The organism is Butyrivibrio sp. AD3002 (assembly GCF_000420905.1).
Taxonomy (GTDB): Bacteria; Bacillota; Clostridia; order Lachnospirales; family Lachnospiraceae; genus Butyrivibrio.
In genome coordinates, this window is record NZ_ATVV01000012.1 from 35,747 (window position 1) to 60,052 (window position 24,306).

Annotated in this window: 17 protein-coding genes and 1 pseudogene; 7 read left to right on the forward strand and 11 right to left on the reverse strand. The window is 43.7% G+C overall.

The genetic code is table 11. From position 1 onward, the window contains the following. Positions 1–33: 33 nt before the first annotated feature. From G596_RS0109655 to G596_RS0109700, 9 genes are all read right to left on the reverse strand, one after another. A complete protein-coding gene (locus G596_RS0109655) occupies positions 34–684 on the reverse strand; it encodes an HAD family hydrolase (RefSeq protein ID WP_022761641.1) in 651 nt (216 codons plus the stop codon). A 71-nt stretch (positions 685–755) separates the two neighbouring features. Beyond that, positions 756–2,141: an MATE family efflux transporter gene (locus G596_RS0109660; protein ID WP_022761642.1), complete on the reverse strand. Its 1,386-nt coding sequence runs from the start codon at positions 2,139–2,141 to the stop codon at positions 756–758. Between the two features lie 21 nt (positions 2,142–2,162). Next, positions 2,163–3,767, reverse strand: a complete 1,605-nt coding sequence (locus G596_RS0109665) for a carboxylesterase/lipase family protein (RefSeq protein WP_044928372.1) — start codon at positions 3,765–3,767, stop codon at positions 2,163–2,165. 87 nt (positions 3,768–3,854) lie between these two features. Then, a complete protein-coding gene (locus tag G596_RS21665; protein ID WP_022761644.1) occupies positions 3,855–5,459 on the reverse strand; it encodes a carboxylesterase/lipase family protein in 1,605 nt (534 codons plus the stop codon). Between the two features lie 48 nt (positions 5,460–5,507). After that, positions 5,508–7,214, reverse strand: a complete 1,707-nt coding sequence (locus tag G596_RS0109675) for a glycoside hydrolase family 5 protein (protein WP_022761645.1) — start codon at positions 7,212–7,214, stop codon at positions 5,508–5,510. 13 nt (positions 7,215–7,227) lie between these two features. After that, positions 7,228–10,038 (reverse strand): glycoside hydrolase family 3 protein, encoded by a 2,811-nt coding sequence (locus G596_RS0109680; protein ID WP_022761646.1) that lies wholly within the window; start codon positions 10,036–10,038, stop codon positions 7,228–7,230. A 72-nt stretch (positions 10,039–10,110) separates the two neighbouring features. Continuing rightward, positions 10,111–11,769: an extracellular solute-binding protein gene (locus G596_RS0109690; protein WP_022761648.1), complete on the reverse strand. Its 1,659-nt coding sequence runs from the start codon at positions 11,767–11,769 to the stop codon at positions 10,111–10,113. A gap of 50 nt (positions 11,770–11,819) precedes the next feature. Beyond that, positions 11,820–12,701, reverse strand: a complete 882-nt coding sequence (locus tag G596_RS0109695; protein WP_022761649.1) for a carbohydrate ABC transporter permease — start codon at positions 12,699–12,701, stop codon at positions 11,820–11,822. A gap of 10 nt (positions 12,702–12,711) precedes the next feature. Beyond that, positions 12,712–13,689 carry an ABC transporter permease gene (locus tag G596_RS0109700; RefSeq protein WP_022761650.1) on the reverse strand — a complete coding sequence of 326 codons (978 nt, stop codon included), beginning with the start codon at positions 13,687–13,689 and terminating at the stop codon, positions 12,712–12,714. Positions 13,690–13,957: 268 nt separating this feature from the next. On the opposite strand from G596_RS0109700, the gene G596_RS0109705 reads away from it, so the two are divergent. Continuing rightward, positions 13,958–15,586 carry a sensor histidine kinase gene (locus G596_RS0109705; RefSeq protein WP_022761651.1) on the forward strand — a complete coding sequence of 543 codons (1,629 nt, stop codon included), beginning with the start codon at positions 13,958–13,960 and terminating at the stop codon, positions 15,584–15,586. After that, positions 15,583–16,842, forward strand: a complete 1,260-nt coding sequence (locus G596_RS0109710) for a response regulator transcription factor (protein WP_022761652.1) — start codon at positions 15,583–15,585, stop codon at positions 16,840–16,842. The genes G596_RS0109705 and G596_RS0109710 overlap by 4 nt, the downstream gene beginning before the upstream one ends. A gap of 8 nt (positions 16,843–16,850) precedes the next feature. Here the strand turns inward: G596_RS0109710 and G596_RS0109715 are convergent. Beyond that, positions 16,851–17,042, reverse strand: a pseudogene (locus G596_RS0109715) (hypothetical protein); the annotation flags it as partial. A 216-nt stretch (positions 17,043–17,258) separates the two neighbouring features. On the opposite strand from G596_RS0109715, the gene G596_RS0109720 reads away from it, so the two are divergent. From G596_RS0109720 to ptsP, 5 genes are all read left to right on the forward strand, one after another. Then, positions 17,259–18,008, forward strand: coding sequence for a DeoR/GlpR family DNA-binding transcription regulator (locus G596_RS0109720; protein ID WP_022761654.1), 750 nt, complete (start codon positions 17,259–17,261; stop codon positions 18,006–18,008). A 17-nt stretch (positions 18,009–18,025) separates the two neighbouring features. After that, positions 18,026–18,931, forward strand: coding sequence for a 1-phosphofructokinase (gene pfkB / locus G596_RS0109725; RefSeq protein WP_022761655.1), 906 nt, complete (start codon positions 18,026–18,028; stop codon positions 18,929–18,931). 95 nt (positions 18,932–19,026) lie between these two features. Then, complete coding sequence (locus tag G596_RS0109730) at positions 19,027–20,961, forward strand: PTS fructose transporter subunit IIABC (RefSeq protein ID WP_022761656.1); 1,935 nt, start codon at positions 19,027–19,029, stop codon at positions 20,959–20,961. Between the two features lie 83 nt (positions 20,962–21,044). Next, a complete protein-coding gene (locus G596_RS0109735) occupies positions 21,045–21,308 on the forward strand; it encodes an HPr family phosphocarrier protein (protein WP_022761657.1) in 264 nt (87 codons plus the stop codon). Positions 21,309–21,323: 15 nt separating this feature from the next. Further along, complete coding sequence (gene ptsP / locus G596_RS0109740) at positions 21,324–23,030, forward strand: phosphoenolpyruvate--protein phosphotransferase (RefSeq protein ID WP_022761658.1); 1,707 nt, start codon at positions 21,324–21,326, stop codon at positions 23,028–23,030. Between the two features lie 75 nt (positions 23,031–23,105). On the opposite strand, the gene G596_RS0109745 is transcribed toward ptsP, so the two are convergent. Then, a complete protein-coding gene (locus G596_RS0109745) occupies positions 23,106–24,293 on the reverse strand; it encodes a DHHW family protein (protein ID WP_022761659.1) in 1,188 nt (395 codons plus the stop codon). Between the last annotated feature and the right edge of the window lie 13 nt (positions 24,294–24,306).

Genomic DNA, 24,306 nt, shown 5'->3' on the forward strand with positions numbered 1-24,306 from the left:
GGGGCTGTGATTTCTTAATTTTCTATAACCTTTTTATTTAATTATAAGGTCTTTTAGTTCATAAAGTGACTCCATTTTCTTATAATAAAGTCCCTTTACCTCTTCCTCGTCATCATTCTGATCGGGAATGTATACGGTTTTAATACCTGCCGCAGCTGCTGACCTTACTCCGTTTGGAGCATCCTCCACGGCGATACAGTTTTCCTTGGGTACTCCAACCTGTTCACAGGCATACAGGTAAATGTCGGGCTTAGGTTTTCCCTCTTTAACCATGGTGGCACAGCATATCTTATCAAAATAAGAAAGAAGCCCGACTTCGCTCAAATATCTGGTGGTTCTCTCCTCATCCGTCGCGGTTGCTGTAGCGATAAGGATATTTCTCTCCTTAAGAAACTGAAGAATTTCCCTGGCTCCGGGCTTAAGATTTATCCCTTCCTTCGCAGCCAGCTCCTCAAAGAGAATTTTCCTGTAAGCGCGCGCTTCATGATAGTCAAAATCATCGCCGTACCACTTTTTGAACTGCTCGGGAGCAAAGGGTCTTCCGAGACTTCTAAGCTGCAGTGCCTGTTCTCTTGTCATGTGAAATCCGAAATGCTCTATTGTTTTAGGCCACACTATCTGATAGTACTTTTCCGTATCGATGAGTGTTCCGTCAAGGTCGAATAATACTGCCTTTATGTCCAATTTCCTTCTCCGCTTCATTCTTTAATCCTTTGTGCTCTGCATCGAAAAATATTTTTTAAACTATTTCAATTTTACGCTTCCTTAAGCTTAGCTTTATTATCGATTTTATTATCGATTTTCTTTATCCACTTACCGCTTCTTAGTCGAACAATGCAAACGATGCATTTTATAAACTGGTCAATTCTGAGCATTATGTAAACCCAAAAGCCCGGCCATTTAAGAACAAGTCCAGTCAGTGCTCCGAGAGGAATGCTGCAGATCCATAAAAAGATGATGTCCGCTACCATGAGGAATTTTGTATCACCGCCACCTCTTAAGGTTCCCTTTGTAAGGATACTGTTAGCTGCCTGGAACCAGATAACAAGTGCAACTGCAGTCATAAGGTCTTTTGCAAGGGCTGCTGTTTTAGGTTCTATCTTATAGGCTCCCACAACCAAATCTGAAATAACAAGGATCAGAAGACATCCAAAACCACCTATGATAAAGCCCAGTGCTGCAAAGGTTATGCCCTGCTGCTGTGCTTTTTGAACCTCTCCCTTTCCAAGGGTTATACCTGTGATGGTGCAGCTTGCCTGGCTGATTCCCTGAATTACCACGGTAGCAAGCGACATTACAACTGTGGTTATGGAATTGGCTGCCACAAAGCTGGCTCCTATATGTCCCATAACTACTGCTACTGCGCTGTTTCCAAGACCAAGAAGCGTGTCCGAAACGAGCACGGGTATTGAAATACGGATGTATTCCGGAAGCAGGTCTGATACCGGCAGGGTCAAATCAGAAACACGAAGTCCGATATTTGTATCTCGGAAAAGAAGGAAACCGAAGATTATGGTGAACTCCACAACTCTTGCTATAAGTGTTCCCAGGGCAGCACCGTTTACCCCCATTGCAGGCGCACCCAGTTTTCCGAAGATGAATACCCAGTTACAAAAAATATTTAAGAAAAACGAGCAACAGCTTGCAACAAGCGGAACATGAGCTTTTCCCACGCTTCTTAGCATAAGACTTGATGTAACCGCATAGCCGTTTAAGTAATAGCAGGGTATTGATATCAAAAGATAGCCGGTTCCCTGACGGATGACCTCCTCCTCAGAGGTAAAGAGTCCCATAATGCCCGCCGGCATAAGAAAAGTGATTATCGAGAAAAAGGTTGCGGTTATAAAAAGCATTCTGAACATGATATTGACCGATTTTTTCATGCTGAGCCGGTCATTCATTCCAAAGAATCTGCTGACAAGAACGCTTGCTCCCATTCCAAGTCCCATACACATTATCTGGAAAATGGTTATAAAATTATTCGCAAGCGTCGCACCGCTCATGGGCGCTTCTCCCAGTTGCCCCAGCATCATGTTGTCGGCCATGTTTACACCGACTGTGATCAGCTGCTGAAGCGCAATCGGAAGTGCAAAGGACACCAGCATTCTATAGAATAGTTTATCACGTACAAATAGGTTCACCTATTTTTCCTCTTTTCAAATTTATGGCTCCACGCCGAACATAGCGTACATCTTTTTGCTTCCCGGAAAGCCCTTAAACACAGGATCAGGATATATATTCATAAGTTCTTTATCATGATCTATCCTAAGATCAGTCACCCTGTCAAAGCACATTGTCGGAACTGAGTCTCCTTCGACAGCGGGCCAATTAGATATTATATCACAATTTGGATCTCCGGTTTTCGCAAATGAAACCCAGGCTCCTGCCATCTGATTCTCAAGCTGCTCAGATACTCCGGGGATATATTCAGCCTCTATATATGCAGAATTTCTGAAAACATAAGGCTCCTCTGCGTTATGCCATGCAACCGTACCATAGTTGAATGGAGATTCCAGGTTAAACATCCAGTTCCAGGTCTTTCCTCCTGCTGCCGCTCTGCTTTTACAAAATGAAAGACAGCCTCGCCTTAATCTTGTATCAAGGAAAAGAACATCTGCGGGATTTCTGTCAGGGTAAGCCTTTTGAAAATACTCTGATATTTCCGATGTTTTATCTCCGAACATTTCTTTTTTATATTGACAGATGGTCTCACTGCTCCATTTATTTTTTATTCCGTCTCCTATTGAGGTTCCGAAATTACCGGAAAATTCTCCGAGAACAGAACCCACAAGCATAGGCTTTTTAAGTGATTCTTTCCTCCATCCAAAGTCCAGGGGATGTCCCATAAAATACTCACCATCCGGATGAGGTCTCCAGTTAACCATTCCGCCTTCCTTATTTTGAATGGTCCATATTGCATTCATTGTGGCCTGAGCAAGGTCGTACCAGTCCACACTTTCAAGCTCCTTAACATTTTCAGGCGCTATTCCAAGATAATGGAGAATCAGTTCTGCACAGCGTTTTGAAGTTTTCCTGTGCTCTAGGACATTATCCTTTCCTATACCATTTGGGCCGCCGGACTGGATTATAGCTCTCTGATAATAGTTATCCGCGGCAGGTGTCTGCATCAGATACACCACCTTCTCACCGCCACCGGACTGTCCGAAAATTGTTACATTCTCAGGGTCCCCGCCAAATTCGGCAATATTTTCATTAACCCACTTAAGGGCCATAACCAGATCTGCAAGGCCTGCATTTGGGGAATCCTTATACTCTTCGCCATACTCTGACAGATCAAGGTATCCAAGCACATTTAATCTGTGGTTCAAGGATACAACCACCACATCATCGGCCTTTGCCAGGTTTTCGCCGTCATAGGCAAGAAGCTCAACCGAGGACCCGGAAAACCATCCGCCCCCGTGAATCCATACCATTACAGGTCTTTTTGCCTTTGAATCAAGATGCTTTGTCCAGATATTCAGATACTGGCAATTTTCATTCTGCGGATAGAAAAAATGCGGAACCGTAAACTGGTCATGAGGCACCGGCGTATTTAGCTCGCAGCATACATGACCATATTGGAATGCCTCTTTTATTCCATTCCATGAATCAGGCTCTGTCGGAAAATGAAAACGTCTTGCATTAGCATATTTAATTCCCCTGAAAATATAGGTATCGCCTGACTTTAATCCCCGAAGCTTACCATATTTAGTCTGAGCCACCGGATCATCGTAATTGCAGATAACCTGCTCAGTTAACTTTTTCATGTACATAGTATTTTCCTTTCGGCCTAAGGCGTACCGCTTACGGCAGACTCCTTAGGCCCCTCTACAATTATCATTATCTGCTTAACATTACAAACTCTGTCTCGGTCCGCCGCCAAAGGTTGAAAGCGGCTCACGGTCATTGTTCCCTACAATTGCTTTAGCCGGAAGTATCTCCATAAGCTCATCATCATGGTGTAAGCCTTCTTGCACTTTTCTGTCAAAAAGCATACAGGATCCGTTTGAAGCATCTACCGGATGCCATAAGGGCATTCCCACATGATTTGGGTCACCATTATAGGCAAAGCTGACCCAGGCACCGGTCATTATATCCTGCAGTTCCTCGGAAACTCCCGGGATATAGGATGCCTCAAGGTAGTTAGCGTTATGGAACATATATGCTTCTTCAACGTTATGCCAGGCAACTGTTCCGTTGTTGAAGGGTGATTCCAATGTAAAGAGCCAGTTATATGCAGGTGCACAGCCTTCCGTGAATCTCTTTTTACAGAAATCTCTTGAAGCCACACGGCAACCACGATTTATATAAAGACTGTCCACAGGTAAAAAGCCGGGATATGCCTTCTGCTGTGCTGCCACAATTTCCTTTGCCTTATTGCCAAAGGCCTTATTCAAAAGCTCCCATACCTTTTCATCATCCCAGAAATTCTTGCTGCCCTCAGCATAGACCTGATTATAATTCTGATCGAACTCACCGAGAACAGAGCCCACAAGTACAGGAATATTCTTAGCTTCTTCCATAAAGGGATTGTTCATGCCTGTTCCAAGATAAAAATCATTGTCAGCCACAGGACACAGATACATGCCAAAGCCATACTTTTCCTGAAGTGCCTGCTCTGCCTTCTGAGCAGCTCTTGCGAGCTTATAATAAGGAATTGTTTCTATTTCATGGATGTCCGTAAGCCCCAGCTCATCAACAACCATCTTTGAAAGCTCTGCTGCCTGCTCTTTAGTTACATCTTTAAAGCCTTCAAAAAGTCCGCTTTGGATTACTGCCTTGTGAAAAAGACCTACAGCACTTGGAGTCTGTAAAAGCGCACTTACCTTGCAGCCTCCACCTGACTGTCCCATAATTGTTACATTACCGGGATCTCCACCAAAGGCTTCTATATTTTCATTGATCCATTTCAGAGCAGCCACCAGATCCGCCTGTCCCAGGTTGCCGGTATAGCGATATTCATCACCATAGCCTGACAGATCAAGATATCCTATGCAGTTAAGACGATGATTTATCGATACAACCACCACATCGCCGAAATCACAGAGTTCGTGACCATCATAGGCGTAAAGTTCAATTGATGAGCCTGTTGCGAAGCCGCCTCCGTGGATCCAGACCATAACAGGTTTATTTGCACCTTTTTCTATGTGCCTGGTCCAGATATTTAAATAATGACATTCCTCATCCTGAACATAATGATAATGAGGAACATTGTACTGATCGTGGGCTATAGGGGTGTGCATTTCAGGGCATACAGGGCCGTAGATAATAGCCTCTTTAGTGCCTTCCCAGGCAGGGATTTCCTGGGGCAGATGAAAACGCTCTGCCCTTGCATATTGAATTCCCCTGAATATGAAAACATCCTCTTCCCACAGTCCTCGTATTTTTCCTTTTGGGGTATCTACTACCGGGTAATCCGGATTGGAGATTATAGATCTTGTTAGTTTTCGGGGATACATGGTTTACCTCCGTTTTTTGTTTTTTAACCCTTGTTTTATTAAACTTTATCAATATGCGAAGTGCAGCTTCTTGATTGTGAGGGTGCCTGAAGTTACGACTATCTTTACTACAGCTTCCTCAGCGGCGGGGATGGTAAGAGTGTCTGCGAAGGCAGGTTTTAAAATGTCACCGGCAGCAAGAGTGATGGCACCGACTTTTTCTCCATTGCAGAATACATCAGCGCTGCCCTCGCCAATTCCTTCTATGGTTACGTGGCAATCCTTTGTAACCTCTCGAACTGTGTAGTTTGCAAACTCACCGCAGTGAAGCTCGAGAGCGAGATCCTCCATTGGATCATAGCGCTCTACATTAGGATCCTCGTACCAATTGAATGCAGGGTAAGGCTTGTTTTTACTGGTAGCCCACACGAGCTTGGTGTGATCCTCAAGTCTGAAATCAAGGTAGTTACTAAGCTCCCAGGTTCCATAGTAGCGGCTTCCGTCCTCAAGGAACATATCGTAGCCGGAGCCGGGGATGTCTATGTCAGGATGCTTTGCACTAATGCGCGCGTTTTCATAATTTATCTCGCAGTGCTCAAGCTTTGTAAGCTCAATAAACTCATCCATAATTCTCTGGGATTCCGCATAGCTTGGTCTGGGGCCGCCTGAAAGGAATTTGTGGATTTTATTCCAGTCCTTCGGAAGGGGATGTCCAACAGAGCCGGGAGCATGAGGGCCACCCATGGCTGTCTTCCATGCCCAGGGAGTGTAAGCTATGCCGTAGTGAGCGCAGATATCATAGAATATTCCGTTGTGAATCGGCTTTGATCCGCACTCGCCAAGCCAAAGGGGAACATTGTACTCTCTGCACTTAAGAAGCCACGGGTAAAGGTCCTTGATCTCAGGAGATGCTCCGTAAAGGTGAATTGAAATAGCCCAGTTATGGCATTCAGGATCATAGTCATGGTCAAAGATTCTTAAATCTCTTGCGAACTTTGCACCCTCGAGGAACATGATGTGCTCCTTGTCAATCGCACGGATTCTTCTGATGCATTCCTCATAATACTGAACAAGAAGTGGAATATATTCATGCTGAACAGGTGATGAAACCGGCTCATTTATAAGATCATAGCCTGCAATTATCCAGCGCTTTCCGTAGCGGCGAACGATTTCCTCCCAAAGAATTATCTGACGTTCTTTACTCTCTTCATCAAGGAAAACATTAGGTACTTCGCAGAACAGGCCGTCACCTGTAGCACCATTGTTTCCACCCACAACACCGTGCATATCAAGAATTACATAGAGCTTATGCTTTTCGCACCAGTCTATTACATTGGATAAACGGAAAAATCCTTTTTCATTGAAAGTAATTCCGGGCTCCTCGTAGAGAAGTGCATTGGCATTCAAAACTACTCTCACGCAGTTATAACCAAGCTCTGCCATTTTCTCAATATCTTCTTCACGAAGATGATTTTCCTCCCAACGATCCCAGAAGGTCTCAAGATACTTACTTCCGCAAAGTTCTCTAATTGTCTGTGTCACGGTCCTTCGTGTTGTCCATCTCTCGGGATTGTGATCGCGTCCCGGGCCCGGGAACAAAAAAAACTTAAACACATCGATAGGTGTTTCAACACCGCCTATCATAAAGCCCTCCACATTTTCCCAGTTGGCTGTTCCATATCCGTGAAGAATGATTTCCTGCCCTTCTCCGTTTACAAATCTGGTGCCCTCTGTTCTTAGCACACCCTTAACATATTCATTATTAAATTTACTCATTTTATTTTTCTCCTCAGCATTTCTTTTTTAGCTTTAGCATTACCTTAAGAATATTAGCTGCGCACCTTTGCACATCACCTCTGCAGATTGTCTGCTTATAATTGTCTTTAACCTTATAGACTATGGTCTTGCCACCATCTTCTAAAAAAGCCACCTTAGTATCCACTGCGGTTTTCATTGGCAAAAACTTATCTCTCAGAGTAAATGCTTCAAAAACCGGACTTGCTTCATAATATATTTTTTCTCCGTTTACAAGGATAAGGTCCTTATTTACCTCTGCCTTAAAGCCCTCTCCAAGAGATACCCTGATGAGCTTGTCTCCGTCTTCGGAGGGTTCATAATCATTCCAGAGCAGAATGTAAACCTCTGCAAAAGGAATTCCCAGACGGTATTTTTTCACCTGCCCATCAGGCTCAAATTCAGGCTCCACCTTTTTCATGTGTCTTAAAATCTCAATACTTTTTTCAAATCCACCCGGCATTATCAGGTCATTCCCCGCATGCATTGATTTGTATGGAGAACTGCTTCCCCCGTTCCAATCGGTCATTATGAGTCCCTCAAAGCCCCACTCACCTCTTGCTATGTTGGTGCAAAGATCGAAGTCATCCGCCGTGGGAACACCATTTATAAGGTTATAGGAGGTCATGACAGACATTGCCTTACCCTTTTGGATTGCTATACGGAAGGGCTCCAGGTAAATCTCTCTTATTGCTCTTTCTCCTGCCACCGAATTATTTGCGTGCCGGTTTGTCTCCTGGTTGTTCAGCGCAAAATGCTTAACACAGGCAGCTGCCGTTCCGTCCTTCTGGATCCCCGCTGTGACAGCTGCTGCCATCTCGCCGGCAAGCAACGGATCCTCTGAAAAGTACTCAAAGTTTCTGCCACAAAGAGGATTTCTGTGCATATTTACACCGGGGCCAAGAAGCACATCGATATTCATGGCCAGAAGGTCAGCATTCATTCCTTCCCCCACTTCCCGTACCAGCTCTCTGTCAAAGCTTTGAGCCAGATGTGTTCCTATAGGCCAGGCAATGCAGTGGTGATATACCATCTGTTTTTTCCCGGTTTCAATATTAGTGGCCTCAAAATGCTGGGCAATTCTTACCCCTCCGGGCCCATCCGCAAAAATTAGTGAGGGAATATGATACTTTTCAGAAAGCGCATGCGTTGTTTCGCCGGCTGCCCCAGGTACAGATTCTGAATTTGCTCCTACTATGGGATTACTGTCATCCTCAACGCCCCAGCCCGAGCCGCAGACAAAGGCAGCCAGTTCCTCCTCAGAAAGTCCTGCAACAAAGTTTTCCACAGTAGTCTTCCGGGCCATTAGATCATCATAGGAAAAGAACTCTTCTGCAGTGATCTTCTTTTCTTCATAAGGCATCTTGCACTTATACTCTTTATCAGAGGTATACGTTACAACCTTCTCATCTGAAAGCTTTGACCGCCTGTCCTCACATACAATTTCCTTATCAGGCTCCAGAACCGGAATATTCCTTATTTCATCGGAGTTATCTTTACCCTTGATTCCTGTAAGCTCAACAAGCTCTTGTTTTAACGGCATCACAGCATTTACAAGTACTGTTTTTAATGTCTGCTCAATTTGAACCGCCGCCACTTTAGTCAGATTATCTGAGGAATTACCCACCCTTACGATGTAATAACCCTTTGATAAAATATAGGCTTTTTCCTTTTCGCTATATGACGAAAGCATTTTTAACGCAAAAGAAATTTTAAGAATTTCTGACTGTCCCGGTTGTAAAAGTGAAGTTTTTTCAAAGCCCTTAAGCTCCATAGAGGGCATATCGATTTCTGTGGAAGGAGCCGATACATAAAGCTGTACTACCTCTTTTCCCGCAACAGCACCTGTATTTGTGACTCTCACTGAAACTGTGACTTCGTTATCATTAATTCCGGTGTCGATACATTCCAGGGAAAAACTCGTATAAGATAAGCCATAGCCGAAGGCGTATCCCGGCCTTTTATCAAAGGTGTCAAAATATCTGTACCCCACATAAATGCCTTCATTATAAAGGGATGTATCCTTATCTTTCAGATAAGAATCTGCACTGGGATAATCTTTGTATTCATAGGCCCAGGTAGCTGACAGCTTACCGGAAGGATTTGCTCTTCCTGTAATAATCTCAGCAGCAGCTTCACCGCACTCCTGTCCCGCCTGTCCAACCAAAAGTATGGCATCTGCTTCTGTGTTTTCAAGGTCAGCTGCCGCAACAGGGCCACCCACATTCAAAACTGCAATTACTTTTTTAAAATGTTTTCTCAGGTTCTTAAAACTGTCTTTTTCCGTATCAGATAAATAAAAATCATCCTCTGCCTTTCGGTCGTTTCCCTCGCCGGAATTCCTTGAGATCACATAGACAGCCGTATCAGTATCCTCTGCATAGCTTTTTGCTTCTTCTGCCGAGATCAGTTTTTCGGGAAAAGAAAAGGTAGCCATTACCCTCTCCGGCATGTTGCTAAATTCCCTGTCATAGCGATCACCTGTTTCAAGTAACTCTTCTTCATTAAGAATGGTAAAACCTGCATTTTTCATGGCAGGTAAAAGCTGTATATGATATCTGGGTGAAAGGTCTACATTGCTGTCGCCACCGCCTGTAAGTCCGCCGTTAAAGGGATCCCCGGATCCGGTGCCCCCTCTTATGGTCCTTACTGCACCGTTTCCAAACATACATACCCTGCCGGGCTTAAGCGGAAGTGCTCTGTTATTGTTACGCAGCAGCACCATTCCTTCTATTGCTGCTTTTTTTGAAACATCAGCTCCCTTGATCTCTCTCTCTGAAAGAGGCGGAAAAATAGTTGTCATCATATTCTGTCCCTCTGATTGTCTTTTAAAAGGCGGAGGATCAATTCCTCCGCCCAGCCTTGTTTAGATGTCACTTTATCTCTGCAGATATCTGTCATAAGCGGCCTGATAGGTATCAATAACCTCCTGCAGACCAAATGCATAAAGGTCGTTTACATATTCTTCGTAGGGCTTAACGTCCTGACCTGTTATGTAATTGATGGTGTATTCATCAATCATAGTCTGAATATCAGTGAACTTGGTCTGTATCTTGCTCTCCTCAGCTGTAAGTGTAAGGCTCTCGGAGATTGACATATTTGTCTCCGGAGATGACCATATCTTAACTGCCTCCAGCTCGTAGTTTGTATCACCTGCAGTTGCTGAAGAAAGCTTCCAGCTTGCAGAAATATCATGCTTACCAAGGAAGCTGCTGCCCTGATTGAGAGCATATTTCTGAAGTACATCTGTTGCAGGAAGTCCATCGGGGTTGTGTAAAACAAGATCTGTATACTGTGGTGTTCCGTCCTCGCCTATTGTATAGGTCTCGCCCTCAATTCCATACCAGTTAAGATACTGACCTTCCTCTGTGTACTGGAAATCCAGCCATTTTGCTGCAAGCTCCGGATTTTTACAGGATGTGCTGATAAAAATAGGTCCCTTTGCAATCTTACGATCACCGAGCTGAACAGGCTCATCCCCCGGGTTAAGGGCAGGTGCCACGATGGGCTGCAGGAACTCCTTATCGTTGTCCACCATGTGGTAATTGCTGTAGCTGTTTCCTGTGAAAGCTGACAGTACCATGCTGTAAAGAAGTGTGTCATTGTTCTGAACTGATGCAGGTGTATCAAGATAATAATGGAAGGTTGTGAAATTAGGATTTATCAGTCCCTCTGAATACCACTGCTTCATGGTATCAAGATATCCCTTCCAGGAATCCTTAGCCGGTCCGCATACGATCTTGTCCCCTTCAAGCTGTAAAAACTCTTTAAGATTCTGGGTTCCCACTCCCCAGGAAAGTGCAAGTGCAGAACCGCCGTCATTGTCAAGAACAAAGGGCGTTGCAATACCTGCTTCCTTCGCCTTTACAAGTGCATCATGCCATTCATCAATTGTTGTAGGCACATCAAGTCCAAGATCTTCCAGAAGATCAGCTCTGTACGCAAGCCCCTGATAGGTTCCTTCAGATTCTGCAGTCTTATCCTGACCTACTATCGTTCTGCAGACAATTCTTTTGCCTGAATCAGCAGTTGCCTCACGTCTGGCCTCGTCTGAAGTTGCAAGAAGTGCCTTGTAGTTAGGCATATAGTTTTCAATCAGTGTATCCATATCAGGATAGATGATTCCCTCTTCAACACCGGATTCTTCACCGCCGGGATAGGAAACAGGATAAATGATGTCAGGAAGATCACCTGAGGAAATGAGAACCCCGAATTTCTGAACCGCATCATCCTGGTTTATCGGAATCCAGTTGATGTGGACATTTGTGAGCTCCTCCATCTTTTTTACGCCCTCGATCTCGTTAAGATCCTTCATGACAGTTCCGCTGTAGCAAAGCCATACTGTAAGTTCCTGCTTTTCTTCACAAAGAGGAAGTGTCAGTTCCTTAAGCGGAAGCTCCTCCCCGGTAGAAGCTGTGCTTTCTGTCTTTGCCGCCTGATCACCGTTTTGGGCATCAGCCTCACTTTTGCCACACCCCGCAACACATGACATAACCATCGTGGCTGTCATAATAATTGCTAAAATTTTCTTTTTCATAAAATACTCTCTCCTTTTTGCTTGTATATAAAATTGTATATCATGTCGGGTTATTTTACTGCCCCGATCGTCATACCGGTTACAAAATACTTCTGAACAAAGGGATATACCGCAAGTATCGGCAATGTTGAAACCACAATCACGGCATACTGAATATTACGTGAATACAGATTCATGGAAAGCGCATCCGTACTTGAAGTTATGTCCTTGGTACTCTGGAAAAGAATTGTCCTTATCTCCATCTGCAGCGGGTATAGCTCGGTTTTTGTAGGAAGATACAAAAGAGCTGACATAAAGTCATTCCATTTTCCGACCACCGTAAAGAGCATGATTACCGCAAAAGCTGCCTTACACAAGGGAAGGATTATCTGGAACATTGTCACGAACTCGTTTGCTCCGTCTATTCTTGCTGCCTCCTCAAGAGCATCCGCTATACCCTGCATGGAGGTTCTCATAAGTATGATGTTGAATACACTTAAGGATCCTGGAATAACCATAGCCCACATGGTGTCTATCATATGAAGGTTTCTGATAACCATATAGGTCGGAATCATACCGCCGTTAAAAAGCATTGTGAACGAAATCAACAGCATATATGCATTTCTGTATCTGAAGCGTTTTCTTGAGAAAACAAAGCCGGCGATAACAGTAAGCACTCCTGTAAAAGCACAGGAAAGTAAAATGTAAATGATCGTGTTTAAATAGCCTGACCAGAGCTTTTGATAACTGAAGATGATGTTATAAGCCTGGAAATCAAAATTCTTTAATCGCCACAGTACCAATCCCTTGTGGGAAGTTACCTCCGTTGGATTGCTGATTGAAACCATGATTACATGCCATAAAGGAAAAAGGCACGCCGCTGCTATTCCAATCAGGAGTATGACCGCGAACACCAGGAAAATAGCCCGCGATACCGTCATTTTTTGTTTCATGATATCCCCCTTAAAACAGTCCTGAGCCGGACAGTTTCTTTGTTATTTTATTTGTAGTAATAAGCATTATTGTTCCAACTATTGAATTGAACAGACCAACCGCAGTGGACAGTCCATAGTTCATGTCAAGAAGACCAAGTCTGTAGGTGTAGGTATTGATTACATCCGAATACTCATAGTTTGCAGGTGAGTAAAGAAGAAGTATCTTATCAGCACCAACCGAGAAGACCGCACCCATTCGAAGTATCAGCATCATAAGGATCATTGGCATGATTCCCGGAATCGTTATGTGAATGCACTGCTTCCATCTTCCCGCCCCGTCAACATAGGCCGCTTCATACTGTTCCTGATCCACAGAGCTTAGAGCCGACAGATAAATAATTGATCCGTATCCCAGTCCCTGCCAGAGATTCATCAGCACATATACAAGCCAGAAATTCTTTTTGTTATTCAAAAGATTTACAGGATCTCCACCGGTGATGTTTGCCACTATCACTGAAAGAGGGCCGCCGGCTTCGATGAAGGTCACTACAAGTCCGCAGACAACTACAGCTGAAATGAAGTAAGGCATATAGCTTATAGTCTGTATTGTCTTTTTGAAGAACTTTGCATGTATCTCATTGAGGATCAGTGCAAAGATGATAGGTATCGGAAAATTCACGACAAGATCAAGAACACCTATACCTATTGTGTTTCGGATTGTTCTCCCAAAGTAGGGGCTTCCGAAAAACTCCCTGAAGTTGTCCAGTCCTACCCATTTACTATGTAGAAGTCCTTTGGCCGGTGAGTACTTCTCAAATGCCATCAGCAGCCCAACCATAGGCGCGTAATTGAAAATAGCAAAATAGATCAGCACAATTGCCAGTAAAAAATAAATGACAGGGTTCCTGCGAATATCTACAAGCTGATTGTGAAAAAAGCCTTTCACTCCGCCATTTTCGATATAACCCGTAACCCTTTGCGAGGAATTAGTTGTCGATGTGTCCATAATTCCTGCTCCTTTCTTAAATTTGTTGTGCTAATTATACAAATCCAGGAAGGGGCATTCTATAAAAAACACTGTAAGAAATTTTCTATTTTTTATCCCACAATTAAATTTTTATAACAAATGCGGCAATAAATTATAAAGAAATCAGGTTTGCTTGATTTGGTTATTGTAAAAAATTATAATTTTTCTAAATTATACAGATACCGTGGTTTTCGGTTTAACTCTGTATAGTTCCATTTTTAAAGACACACAGGCTTATGAGGTTATTATGAAAAGCTTTCACATATCAAGAATTGCGCAGCATCTGCTTCTTTTGGTCACACTTCCTACTCTGGTTGTTGCATTTATACTGTTTACATACACCGTTATAAGTAATTACGAATATAACAGAGCTACAATAGCCAGCAATCAGGAAACAATCCTCGGATCCATTGATGATCATGTTCATTCAATAGAAAAGACTGCTTTGGATTCTGTCCAGAGCATGGAGTTTTTATATTTTTCCAACACCAGTTCAAAGAACGTTGCCACAGTCAATTCGGATAAGCTTCTGGCGCAGCTGCAGCGAAGCATGAGTATATATAAAGAAGTTGTTGGTGTGGTGTTATATAATTCGGTGCTTGATCAGTCCTTTTCAAGCTACTTTTCAACAGACTTTAGTGGCATGGACAGCCTTGTTCCTGTTTCAAATACTCCGCTCACAGAACACAGAGATGACCATCTGGAGCTTGCGGAATATGAAGGGCAGTATTTTTTACTATATGTTGTAAAGCAGCGTTATGGCTGCATGACCATTATCATTTGCCCATCCAACAATGAAAACTATCGCACCCTAAACAGAAACAATTATGAAGATTCTCTGTTTTTCAGCTCAGAGTCCGCTGCTTTACAGGAAAGAAATTACATAGCCTCAAAACTTGAAAGTGCACCGCTTTTTCTATCCTACAAAATTGAAAACTATCGCACCTTTACAGGTATAAGTGTTTTCCAGATTATTGCCATTCTGGTTTTGGGACTGCTCTTTTTATCAATTATTCTGCTCTTCCGTTTTATGCAGAAGTTCCTGCTGTCACCTTTATCCGAGCTTTCAGCTTCTTTTAAGCGAATAACAGATGGCGATACAAATTATCGTATTGGTAAAAGCAGTAATATAGTAGAATTTGCAACCTTTTATAAGGGCTTTGATGCCATGCTTGATTCACTCCATGCAGCTGAAATAGAAAAATATCAGCATCAGGAGGAAGCAGCAAAGGCTAAGATGCAATACCTGCAGCTGCAGATTCGTCCGCATTTTTACTTAAACTGCCTAAAGACCATAAACTTTCTTGCACAGATACATGAGGATGAAAAAATTCAGTCAATAGTCATTTCCCTATCTGATTATTTCCGCTACTCCTTCCAGGATCAGAACCAGCTGGTAACCTTCAGGGAGGAAATGCACTCGGTAGGAAGCTATATTGATCTTTGCAGGTGTCTTTACAGTGCCATACGACTTGAATTGGACATCCCTGAGGAGGCAATGGAAATCCCCTGTCTTCCTCTTACCATTCTTACCTTTGTGGAAAACTGTGTAAAACACCGTAATGACTCGGATGAGATTCTTATCAGAATCACTGCTTCCGTAAATAATGAAAATAGCGAAAAGCCTATGCTTGAGCTGTGTATTCAAAACAGCAGCAGGTTCGATGATGAGGTTCTTGTCGCGCTTAATGCTGCGACAAATGATGAGTTTCAATATCGAAGCAATAAAATAGGAATATCAAATGTCCGCTACAGAATGTGGCTATTTTACAAAGAAGATTTCAATATCGAATTTACAAATAAAGACGATCTGGCAACTGTGTCAATGACATTTCCCACAGTACCCGGACAGGATTCAGAAACGAGGTTATTATGACAATCCTTTTAATTGATGATCAGCCGAGTATATTATCGGCACTAACTACAGGAATAAACTGGCATGAAATGGGTTTTACCTCTGTCCTTGCGGCCACAAGTGCAGCTAAGGCCAGAGCCATTCTGACCGAACACCCTGTAGATATCGTGGTGTCAGATATAGAGATGCCTAATGAGGATGGCCTATCACTCCTGTCCTGGGCAAGAAGTCAGGGTATGAATTACGAGTGTATCATGCTGACAGCACACGCTGATTTTTTCTATGCAAAGCAGGCTATAACCTTAAATGTTTTCGACTACGTAGTTCAGCCCGCACGCTTTGAGGATATCATCGCCTCCGTAAAAAGAGCCATCGATAAAATTCAAAGCTCAAGACAGCATAGCAGCTCCTCCCCTAATCAGAAGATAAATGCTGCAGCTAACAATATCGTGATAAACAATCTGCTTGATAGCTGGCCTGATTATGAAACCACAGTTATTTATCCTCAGCGCCTTGAAAAGATGCTTAATCAGATGAGACATTTTGGTGTGGACTGTAACGGATCAACTCCCTGCATGCTTGTCTCCTTGTATGTTCCATCTCAGATAAGTGCAGAGGCTTCGGATTTTTCTCTTCTTTGCAGCAGATTTTACGATCTCCTAAGCACAAAATATGATGCTCCCGGCTTTTCATGCTATTTGACCGAGAAGCGTTTCTTTGCTGTGTTTATCATGCCTCTTCCCATGTCTCTTGAGGTATCACTTGCGGAGCTGTTCTCAAGCGCTTCCTCTGAAGCAGGTATCCACGCCGGACTTTCCTGCACAGCGGCCGAGCTACGCTTTATGAAGGATGCCATGGATCATCTTCTTAATAGTGAAGTAAAATCCGGTGCTCCCAGCAGCGTAAGGTTCTATCCCTTTGACAGCGACGCTTACCTCAGTGCCAATTCAGGCCAGGGCAGATATCAGCAATATATTGGTCAGATAAAGGAGTATATCAACGAGCATATCTCCGAACCTATTTCAAGAAATGATATTGCAGACAGTCTGCACTTATCCCCGGATCATGTAAGCGTGGTGGTAAAAACCACCGAGAGCATGACGGTGAAGGAACTTATCACTTCCGTAAAAATGGAGCATGCACGAAACATGCTCCGCAACACAAAAATGCCCATTGGTACCATCTCCCAAAAATGTGGCTACGATAGCTTCGCCTACTTCAGCAAAATCTACCGTGACACCTACAATCTCACGCCCTCTCAGGAACGTGGGAAATGAATAGAATAAATGGAGAGTTTTGTCCGCTCAGCACTTTTCAGAAAGACAAGTCCTTCATCAAATCTGTCCGCCAGCCAGGCTTTCTTTGATGATACCTGCACATCCTTGTTATTGGAAATGGCGCAGCAAATGTGTTCCTTTTCCAAATTATCCTTTGTTATGGCAATTCTTGCATTAAATAACTTGTTGTCTATCTTCATATTGTTTTATGACTCTATCACTGCATATTTCCTATCTATTGCCCCCTCGAAACTTCTTATAAGTGATTTTTTGTGATTATTCACAATCATTCTTGATTATTTTTGTCTATTTATCATGAGTATTCGTGATTATATATGATTGACTTTGATTACTCTTGATGTTATTCTTTTCTCAGATGGTACATTCCATCATCAATTTTCAAGGAGACTTAGCATATGTTAACCGAGGAAAGACGATCAGCAATTGTTTCCTATATTGAAGAACATAAAGCAGCAACTGTTCAGGAGCTTGTAGATGCTCTTGATTCTTCAGCGGCTACAATCAGGCGCGATCTGAATGCTCTTCACGAGGAGCGCCGCATTCTTAAGGTTTTCGGCGGTGCCACTGTTTTAAACAAAAAGGACGTGACCACAACAGAGCCCTCTGTTGCCGAGAAATCACATCGTAATACCGATGAAAAAGACATCATTTCGGAATATGCTGCTTCACTCATTCAGGACAACGATTTTGTTTATATCGATTCAGGTACAACTACTCTTCATCTCATCGATCACATAACAAATAAAAAGGCGAAGTACATTACAAACGGCGTTGTTCATGCCAAGAGGCTTTTGGAAAGAGGACTCTCCACCATGATAATAGGAGGCCGTATAAAGCCCGTTACTGAAGCAGTCATCGGTCCCGATTGTGTGGAAGCGCTGAAAAAATTCCATTTTACAAAGGCCTTCATGGGAACAAACGGCATTTCGGTTCAGGCGGGTTTCACCACCCCCGATGTGGACGAAGCACTTGTTAAAGCCGAAGCAATAAAGCACACCTATCTCTCCTACATTCTTGCAGACCACACCAAATTCGGAGTTGTGAGCTCGGTTACTTTTTCTGAACTGAGGAACTGCTGCATCATTACAGATGAGGAGCCTGACAAAAAATATAAAGATCAGACCATCATCAAGGCCATCAACTGAAAAGGAAGGAGAAGCAAATGATATATACCGTAACTTTTAACCCTGCAATTGACTATATTGTCAGAATGGATAAGCCACTGGATCCGGGAATGACCAACCGTTCAGTTTCCGAGGACTGCTTTTTCGGAGGAAAAGGAATCAATGTTTCCACCATATTAAAGAATCTCGGAATCGAGAACACAGCTCTTGGCTTCGTAGCAGGTTTTACAGGAGAGGCCATAGTTGAAAGTGTCAAGAATAAAGGAATTCTAGCTGATTTCATTATGCTAAAGGATGGAATTTCAAGAATTAACGTAAAAATCAAATCAGAGCAGGAAACAGAAATAAATGCTCAGGGACCTGTTATCACAGACGAAGCCTATAACGAGCTTCTCTGCAAACTCGATTCGCTTAAGGAAGGCGATATGCTAATCCTTGCGGGAAGCATTCCAAGCACTCTTCCAAGCGATGTATATGAAATCATTCTGGACAGATTAAAGGATAAGGGAGTCACCTTCGTGGTTGATGCAACAAAGGATCTTCTCATGAATGTTCTTAAATACCATCCTTTCCTTATTAAACCCAACAACCATGAACTGGGTGAGATGTTCGGAACCGTACTTAAAACAGATGACGAAATTGAAGAACATGCCAAAAAGCTCCAGGAAATGGGCGCAAGAAACGTTCTGATATCCATGGCCGGCGATGGCGCAATGCTTATAACAGAGGACGGACAGAGATTCCGCGTCGGTGTTCCGAAAGGAAAGGTTAAAAACTCCGTAGGAGCCGGTGATTCAATGGTAGCCGGTTTTGTCGCAGGATATATGAAAACAAAGGATTACAAGGTTGCCCTTAACATGGGAACCGCCGCCGGAAGCGCAACAGCCTTTTCCGACGATCTCGCAACAGGCGAGCTGATTAACAGTATTTACGAAACATTATAAACAGGGATAAACCTGTAAATACGTTTCGTCAATATAAATACAAATGTATTGGGGAAAACCCCAACAAGGATGCTAACGCATAGAAAGGGAGAAACATGAAAATCAAAGATCTTTTAAGCAAAGAAGGGGTAAGCTTAAATCAGACCGCTGCGGATCAGAATGCCGCAATCGACCTGATGGTAGCGCTTCACGACAAAGTAGGTAATCTTAATGACAAGGCAGCATTCAAGGATGCGATTGTTGCCAGAGAAGCAAAAGGTTCAACCGCGGTAGGCATGGGGATCGCTGTTCCGCATGCAAAAACAGCAGCTGCTAACAAGGCAGGACTTGTTGCCATTACTGTTCCGTCAGGAGTAGATTACAAGTCACTCGACGGCCAGCCCAGTAAGCTTCTGTTCATGATCGCAGCACCTGACGGAGCTGCCGACACACATCTCGAGGTACTGTCAAAGCTCATGACAATGCTCATGGATCATACTTTCACATCCTCTCTTATTGAAGCAAAAACACCTGAAGAATTCATTGATCTCATTGATAAGCAGGAAGATGCACGTGATAAAAAGAGTTCCGGTACTGAGTCAGCTGCTCCGGCTCCCACATCATCAGGAATTAAGCTTCTTGGTGTAACAGCATGTCCCACAGGTATCGCTCACACATATATGGCTGCTGAAGCTCTCGAGCAGGCAGCAAAGGACCAGGGCCTTTCAATGAAGGTTGAGACAGATGGTTCGGGCGGTGCAAAGAATGTGCTCACAGATGCTGAGATCAAGGACGCTGATGTTATTATCATCGCAGCAGATAAAAATGTTGAGATGGGCAGATTCAACGGTAAGAAGGTTATCAAGGCTTCAACAGCCGATGCAATCCACCACTCTTCAGATCTTATCGGACGTGCGGTAAAGGGCGACGCTCCCGTTTATCAGCATTCAGGATCCGTAACAAGCAGCGCTTCTCTTGATAACGAAAGCGCAGGAAGAAAAGCATACAAGCACCTTATGAACGGTGTATCACACATGCTTCCCTTCGTTATCGGCGGTGGTATCCTTATTGCGATTGCATTCCTTTTGGATGACTACTCACTCGATCCTTCAAACTTTGGTTCCAACACTCCTGTTGCTGCATGGTTTAAATCAATCGGTGGAACAGCATTCGGATTTATGCTTCCTATCCTTGCAGGATTTATTGCTCAGAGTATAGCGGATCGTCCCGGTCTTGCAGTTGGTTTCGTGGGCGGTGCTCTTGCAAGTACAGGCGCTACATTTGCAGCTCCCGGCGGTGATATTCCTTCAGCATTCCTTGGCGCTCTTGTAGCAGGTTTTGCGGCAGGTTATATCGTACTCGCAATCAGAAAGATCACCGATGGTCTTCCGGCTGCACTTGAAGGTATCAAGCCCGTTCTCATCTACCCGCTCTGCGGTATCCTGGTAATCGGTCTTGTAATGTGCGCTATCAACCCTCTGGTTGGTGCCCTCAATGCATGGATCACAGGCGTTCTTAACGGAATGAGCAGCGGTTCTATCGTAGTCCTTGGTGCAATCCTTGGCGGTATGATGGCAACAGATATGGGTGGCCCGCTCAACAAGGCAGCTTATGTATTCGGTACAGCAGCACTTGCAACAGCAAGCCAGTCAGATCAGACAGGTTGGATGATCATGGCAGCAGTTATGGTTGGTGGTATGACTCCTCCTATCGCAATTGCAATTGCAACACTTATTTTCAAGAACAAGTTCACAGAGGGCGAGAGAAAGTCAGGTCCCGTTAACTTTATTATGGGTCTTTGCTTTATCACAGAAGGGGCTATCCCGTTTGCAGCTGCTGACCCGCTCCACGTTATTCCTTCCCTTATGGTTGGTTCAGCTGTAGCAGGCGCTCTCTCAATGGCATTTAAGTGCACACTTATGGCTCCTCACGGCGGAATCTTCGTATTCCCTGTTGTAGGTAATGTAGCAATGTATCTTGTAGCACTCCTTGTTGGTTCAGTAGTATCAGCAGTGCTGCTTGGAATCCTCAAGAAGGACGTAACTAAGTAATTTTCATTCTATCGCCTTCCCCTTTTAGGGGAAGGTGTCTGCGCAGCAGACGGAAGAGGTTTTGTAAAGAAAGGACATACATTATGGTATCAAAGAACATCACAGTAAAAAACGAGCAGGGCATGCATATGCGTCCCGCAAGTCTTCTTTCACAGAAGGCTACTCCTTTTGAGAGCTCAGTAAAAATCATGTTTAACGGCAACAGCTATGATTGCAAGAGCGTTATGTTCCTTATGAGCGCTTGCATCAAGTGTGGTTCCGAGATTGAGCTTGTATGCGAAGGTCCCGATGAAGAAAAGGCTCTCGCAGAGCTTTCAGAGTTTATTGAGTCCGGTATGGGTGACTGATCTGGAGGAATAAATATGTACAAAGGAATAGCTGCATCCAGAGGAATCGGTATCGGCAGTATATGCCGCATAATAGAGCATGATCTTTCTTTTGAGGCAAAGCAGGTTGCCGATCCCGCTGCAGAGAAAGAACGTTTTCATAAAGCAATAGCTGACTTCGTAGAAGAAACTAACGCAATGGCTGAGGATGTCAGAAAACGCATCGGTCCCAAGGAAGCAGAAATCCTTCAGGGACATGCCGTAATGATCTCCGATCCCGCCATGTCCGGAGAGATGGACAAAATGATCGACCAGGGGCAGTGCGCCGAGACAGCTCTTACTGCTGTCTGTGATATGTTTATTAACATGTTTTCACAGATGGATGATGAGATGATGAAGCAGCGCGCTTCCGATATCTCCGATGTCAAGGTAAGCGTCCTGAAAAAGCTCCTCGGCATTGAGGATATTGATATCAGCAAGGTTGCACCCGGTACTGTTCTTGTCTGCAAGGATCTTACTCCTTCCATGACATCACAGATCATCAAGGAAAATGTAACCGGTATCATCACGGAGATAGGCGGTAAGACCTCTCACTCCGCTATCCTTGCCAGAGCCCTTGAGATTCCGGCAGTACTCTCTGTTCCCGGAATCGTCGACGAAGTAAAAGATAAGGATACCGCTATAATTGACGGAACCGAAGGCGATGTTTTCATTAATCCCGATGGCGAAGTTCTTTCAAAATACATGCTAAAGCGTGAGGAATTCATCCGTAAGCAGTCAGAGCTTAAGACCTTCATCGGCAAGGAAACAGTTAACGCTGACGGAACAAAGCTTGAACTCTTCTGCAACATCGGCACTCCCAAGGATGCCAAGAAAGCTGTCGAATGCGACGGCGAAGGAATCGGTCTTTTCAGATCAGAGTTCCTTTTCATGGACAACACACACCTTCCTACCGAGGATGAGCAGTTCGAAGCATATAAGGAAGCTGTTCAGACAATGGATGGCAAATGCGTAATCATACGTACTCTCGACATAGGCGGTGACAAGGATATTCCTTATCTGGGACTTGAGAAGGAAGAAAATCCTTTTCTTGGTTACAGAGCTGTCCGCTACTGTCTTGGAAACCAGGATATGTATAAGACACAGCTTCGTGCCATTGTAAGAGCCAGCGCCTTTGGAAAAGTTAAGATCATGGTACCTCTCGTTACAACTGTTGACGAGGTAAGAAGCGTAAAAGCACTTGTTGGTGAGATAAAGGATAATCTTTCATCAGAAGGAATAGATTATGATAAGAATATTGAAGTCGGCTGCATGATAGAGACAGCCTCTGCTTCTCTCATAGCAGATCTCCTTGCAAAGGAAGCTGACTTCTTCTCAATCGGAACCAACGACCTCACCCAGTACACGATGAGCGTAGACAGAGGAAATCCCAAGGTAGCTTACCTGTATTCCTCTTTCCAGCCCTCTGTACTCCGCTCAATAAAGTATATTATTGAGTGTGGTAAAAAGGCCGGTATTCCAGTTGGAATGTGCGGTGAAGCAGCTGCAGATCCTCTTATGATTCCGCTTCTTATGTCCTTTGGTCTCGATGAATACAGCGTTAATCCGGTTCTTGTATTGACCGCCCGCTGCATCATCTCCAAATGGAGTAAGGCTGAAGCAGACGCTCTTGCAGACAAGGTTATGGCAATGGATACTGAGGCAGATATAGTTGCAGCACTTAAAGAGGCTGCAAAGGAATAAACTCCAAGGTCACATCTCCTTTCGAAAAAAGCTCCTGTAAACTCATCAAAGAGTTCACTGGAGCTTTTTTGATACTTAGAAGATACCACCTATACCTGTATCGTTATCAATCGTGTTCATATTATACAGAATAAGCACATCAGATATCTCGGGGTGCTCATTTATAAACTTGGACGGTCCGCCTTTATAGTAGCGGGTGTCAAACACATAGACAGTATGATAATGTGCAAGAAGGAACGGAACAATACTGTTAGCATAACTGTCCTTAACAAGTGCTATCGCCCCATCCTGCACCGCATCATTGGTGATGGTGATCAAAGGATGAATGTTGTTAAGGAAGTAGGAGTACTGGTCCTTCTCTGACAGATATTCCTTATTGTAAGGAGTATCGGTCACTTCTTCAGTATCCGAATATTCCACACTAAGCTTCCAGTCCGGATAGCTGTAAGAAACAATCCTGTCCGCACCGAAATACGGATCATTAAGCTTGGAGTATATTGTCCCCTTGAAATTCTCCGATACAACCTCTCCTTTATACTCAGAAAGCGGAATGGGCGTAAGTCCTGCTGCTTCACAGAAAGCCTCATAACCTATATATGCGCCGTAGGTAGTCCAGTGATGATCTGTACGGTAAAACAGCCTATTACCTGTAACATCCTCTGTAAGAGGCTCTGAAACAGTCTTCTTCGCTTCATCCTTAAGCCTTGTCGAAACATCTATTTTCTGAAGCTTATCAGATGCTGCTGAGTAAATATCTGATATTATCTGCTGCTGAAGATCAGGATCGTTTGCATTTTCCGGCAGAAGGTCGGAATAAACCGATACCGCAGTCGGAACCATCATCAGCATGCATCTGGCATTTTCAACATTTACAGCCAGCTTTGAAAACTGATCAATCTGCTTTGCCGTATTCTTAGGATACTTGTACCTCTCAATAAGAGAGCCATCCTTCGCAAGATAAATATCGTTAATCTCTTTCCTTCCGGTTATCCTCTCAACCTCAGCCATAAGACGCATGAATGCATCACGGGCAGGAAACTGATCTGCCACAAAGGTTTCAAAGCCGCTGGTAAAGTCACCGCTTTTTATCTTTTCAAAGTTGAATTCGGGCATCTGTGCCAGCTTGCGATTTTCATTCTGAGAAAAGGTCTTTTTCTCAGAAACAAAAAACACGATTATAAAGCACAAGGTCACCGCACAAATAAGATATACCGGAATGCGGTCGAGAATGCCTATCTTTTTTTTATCTGAATTATTACTCACATCAATACCTCAA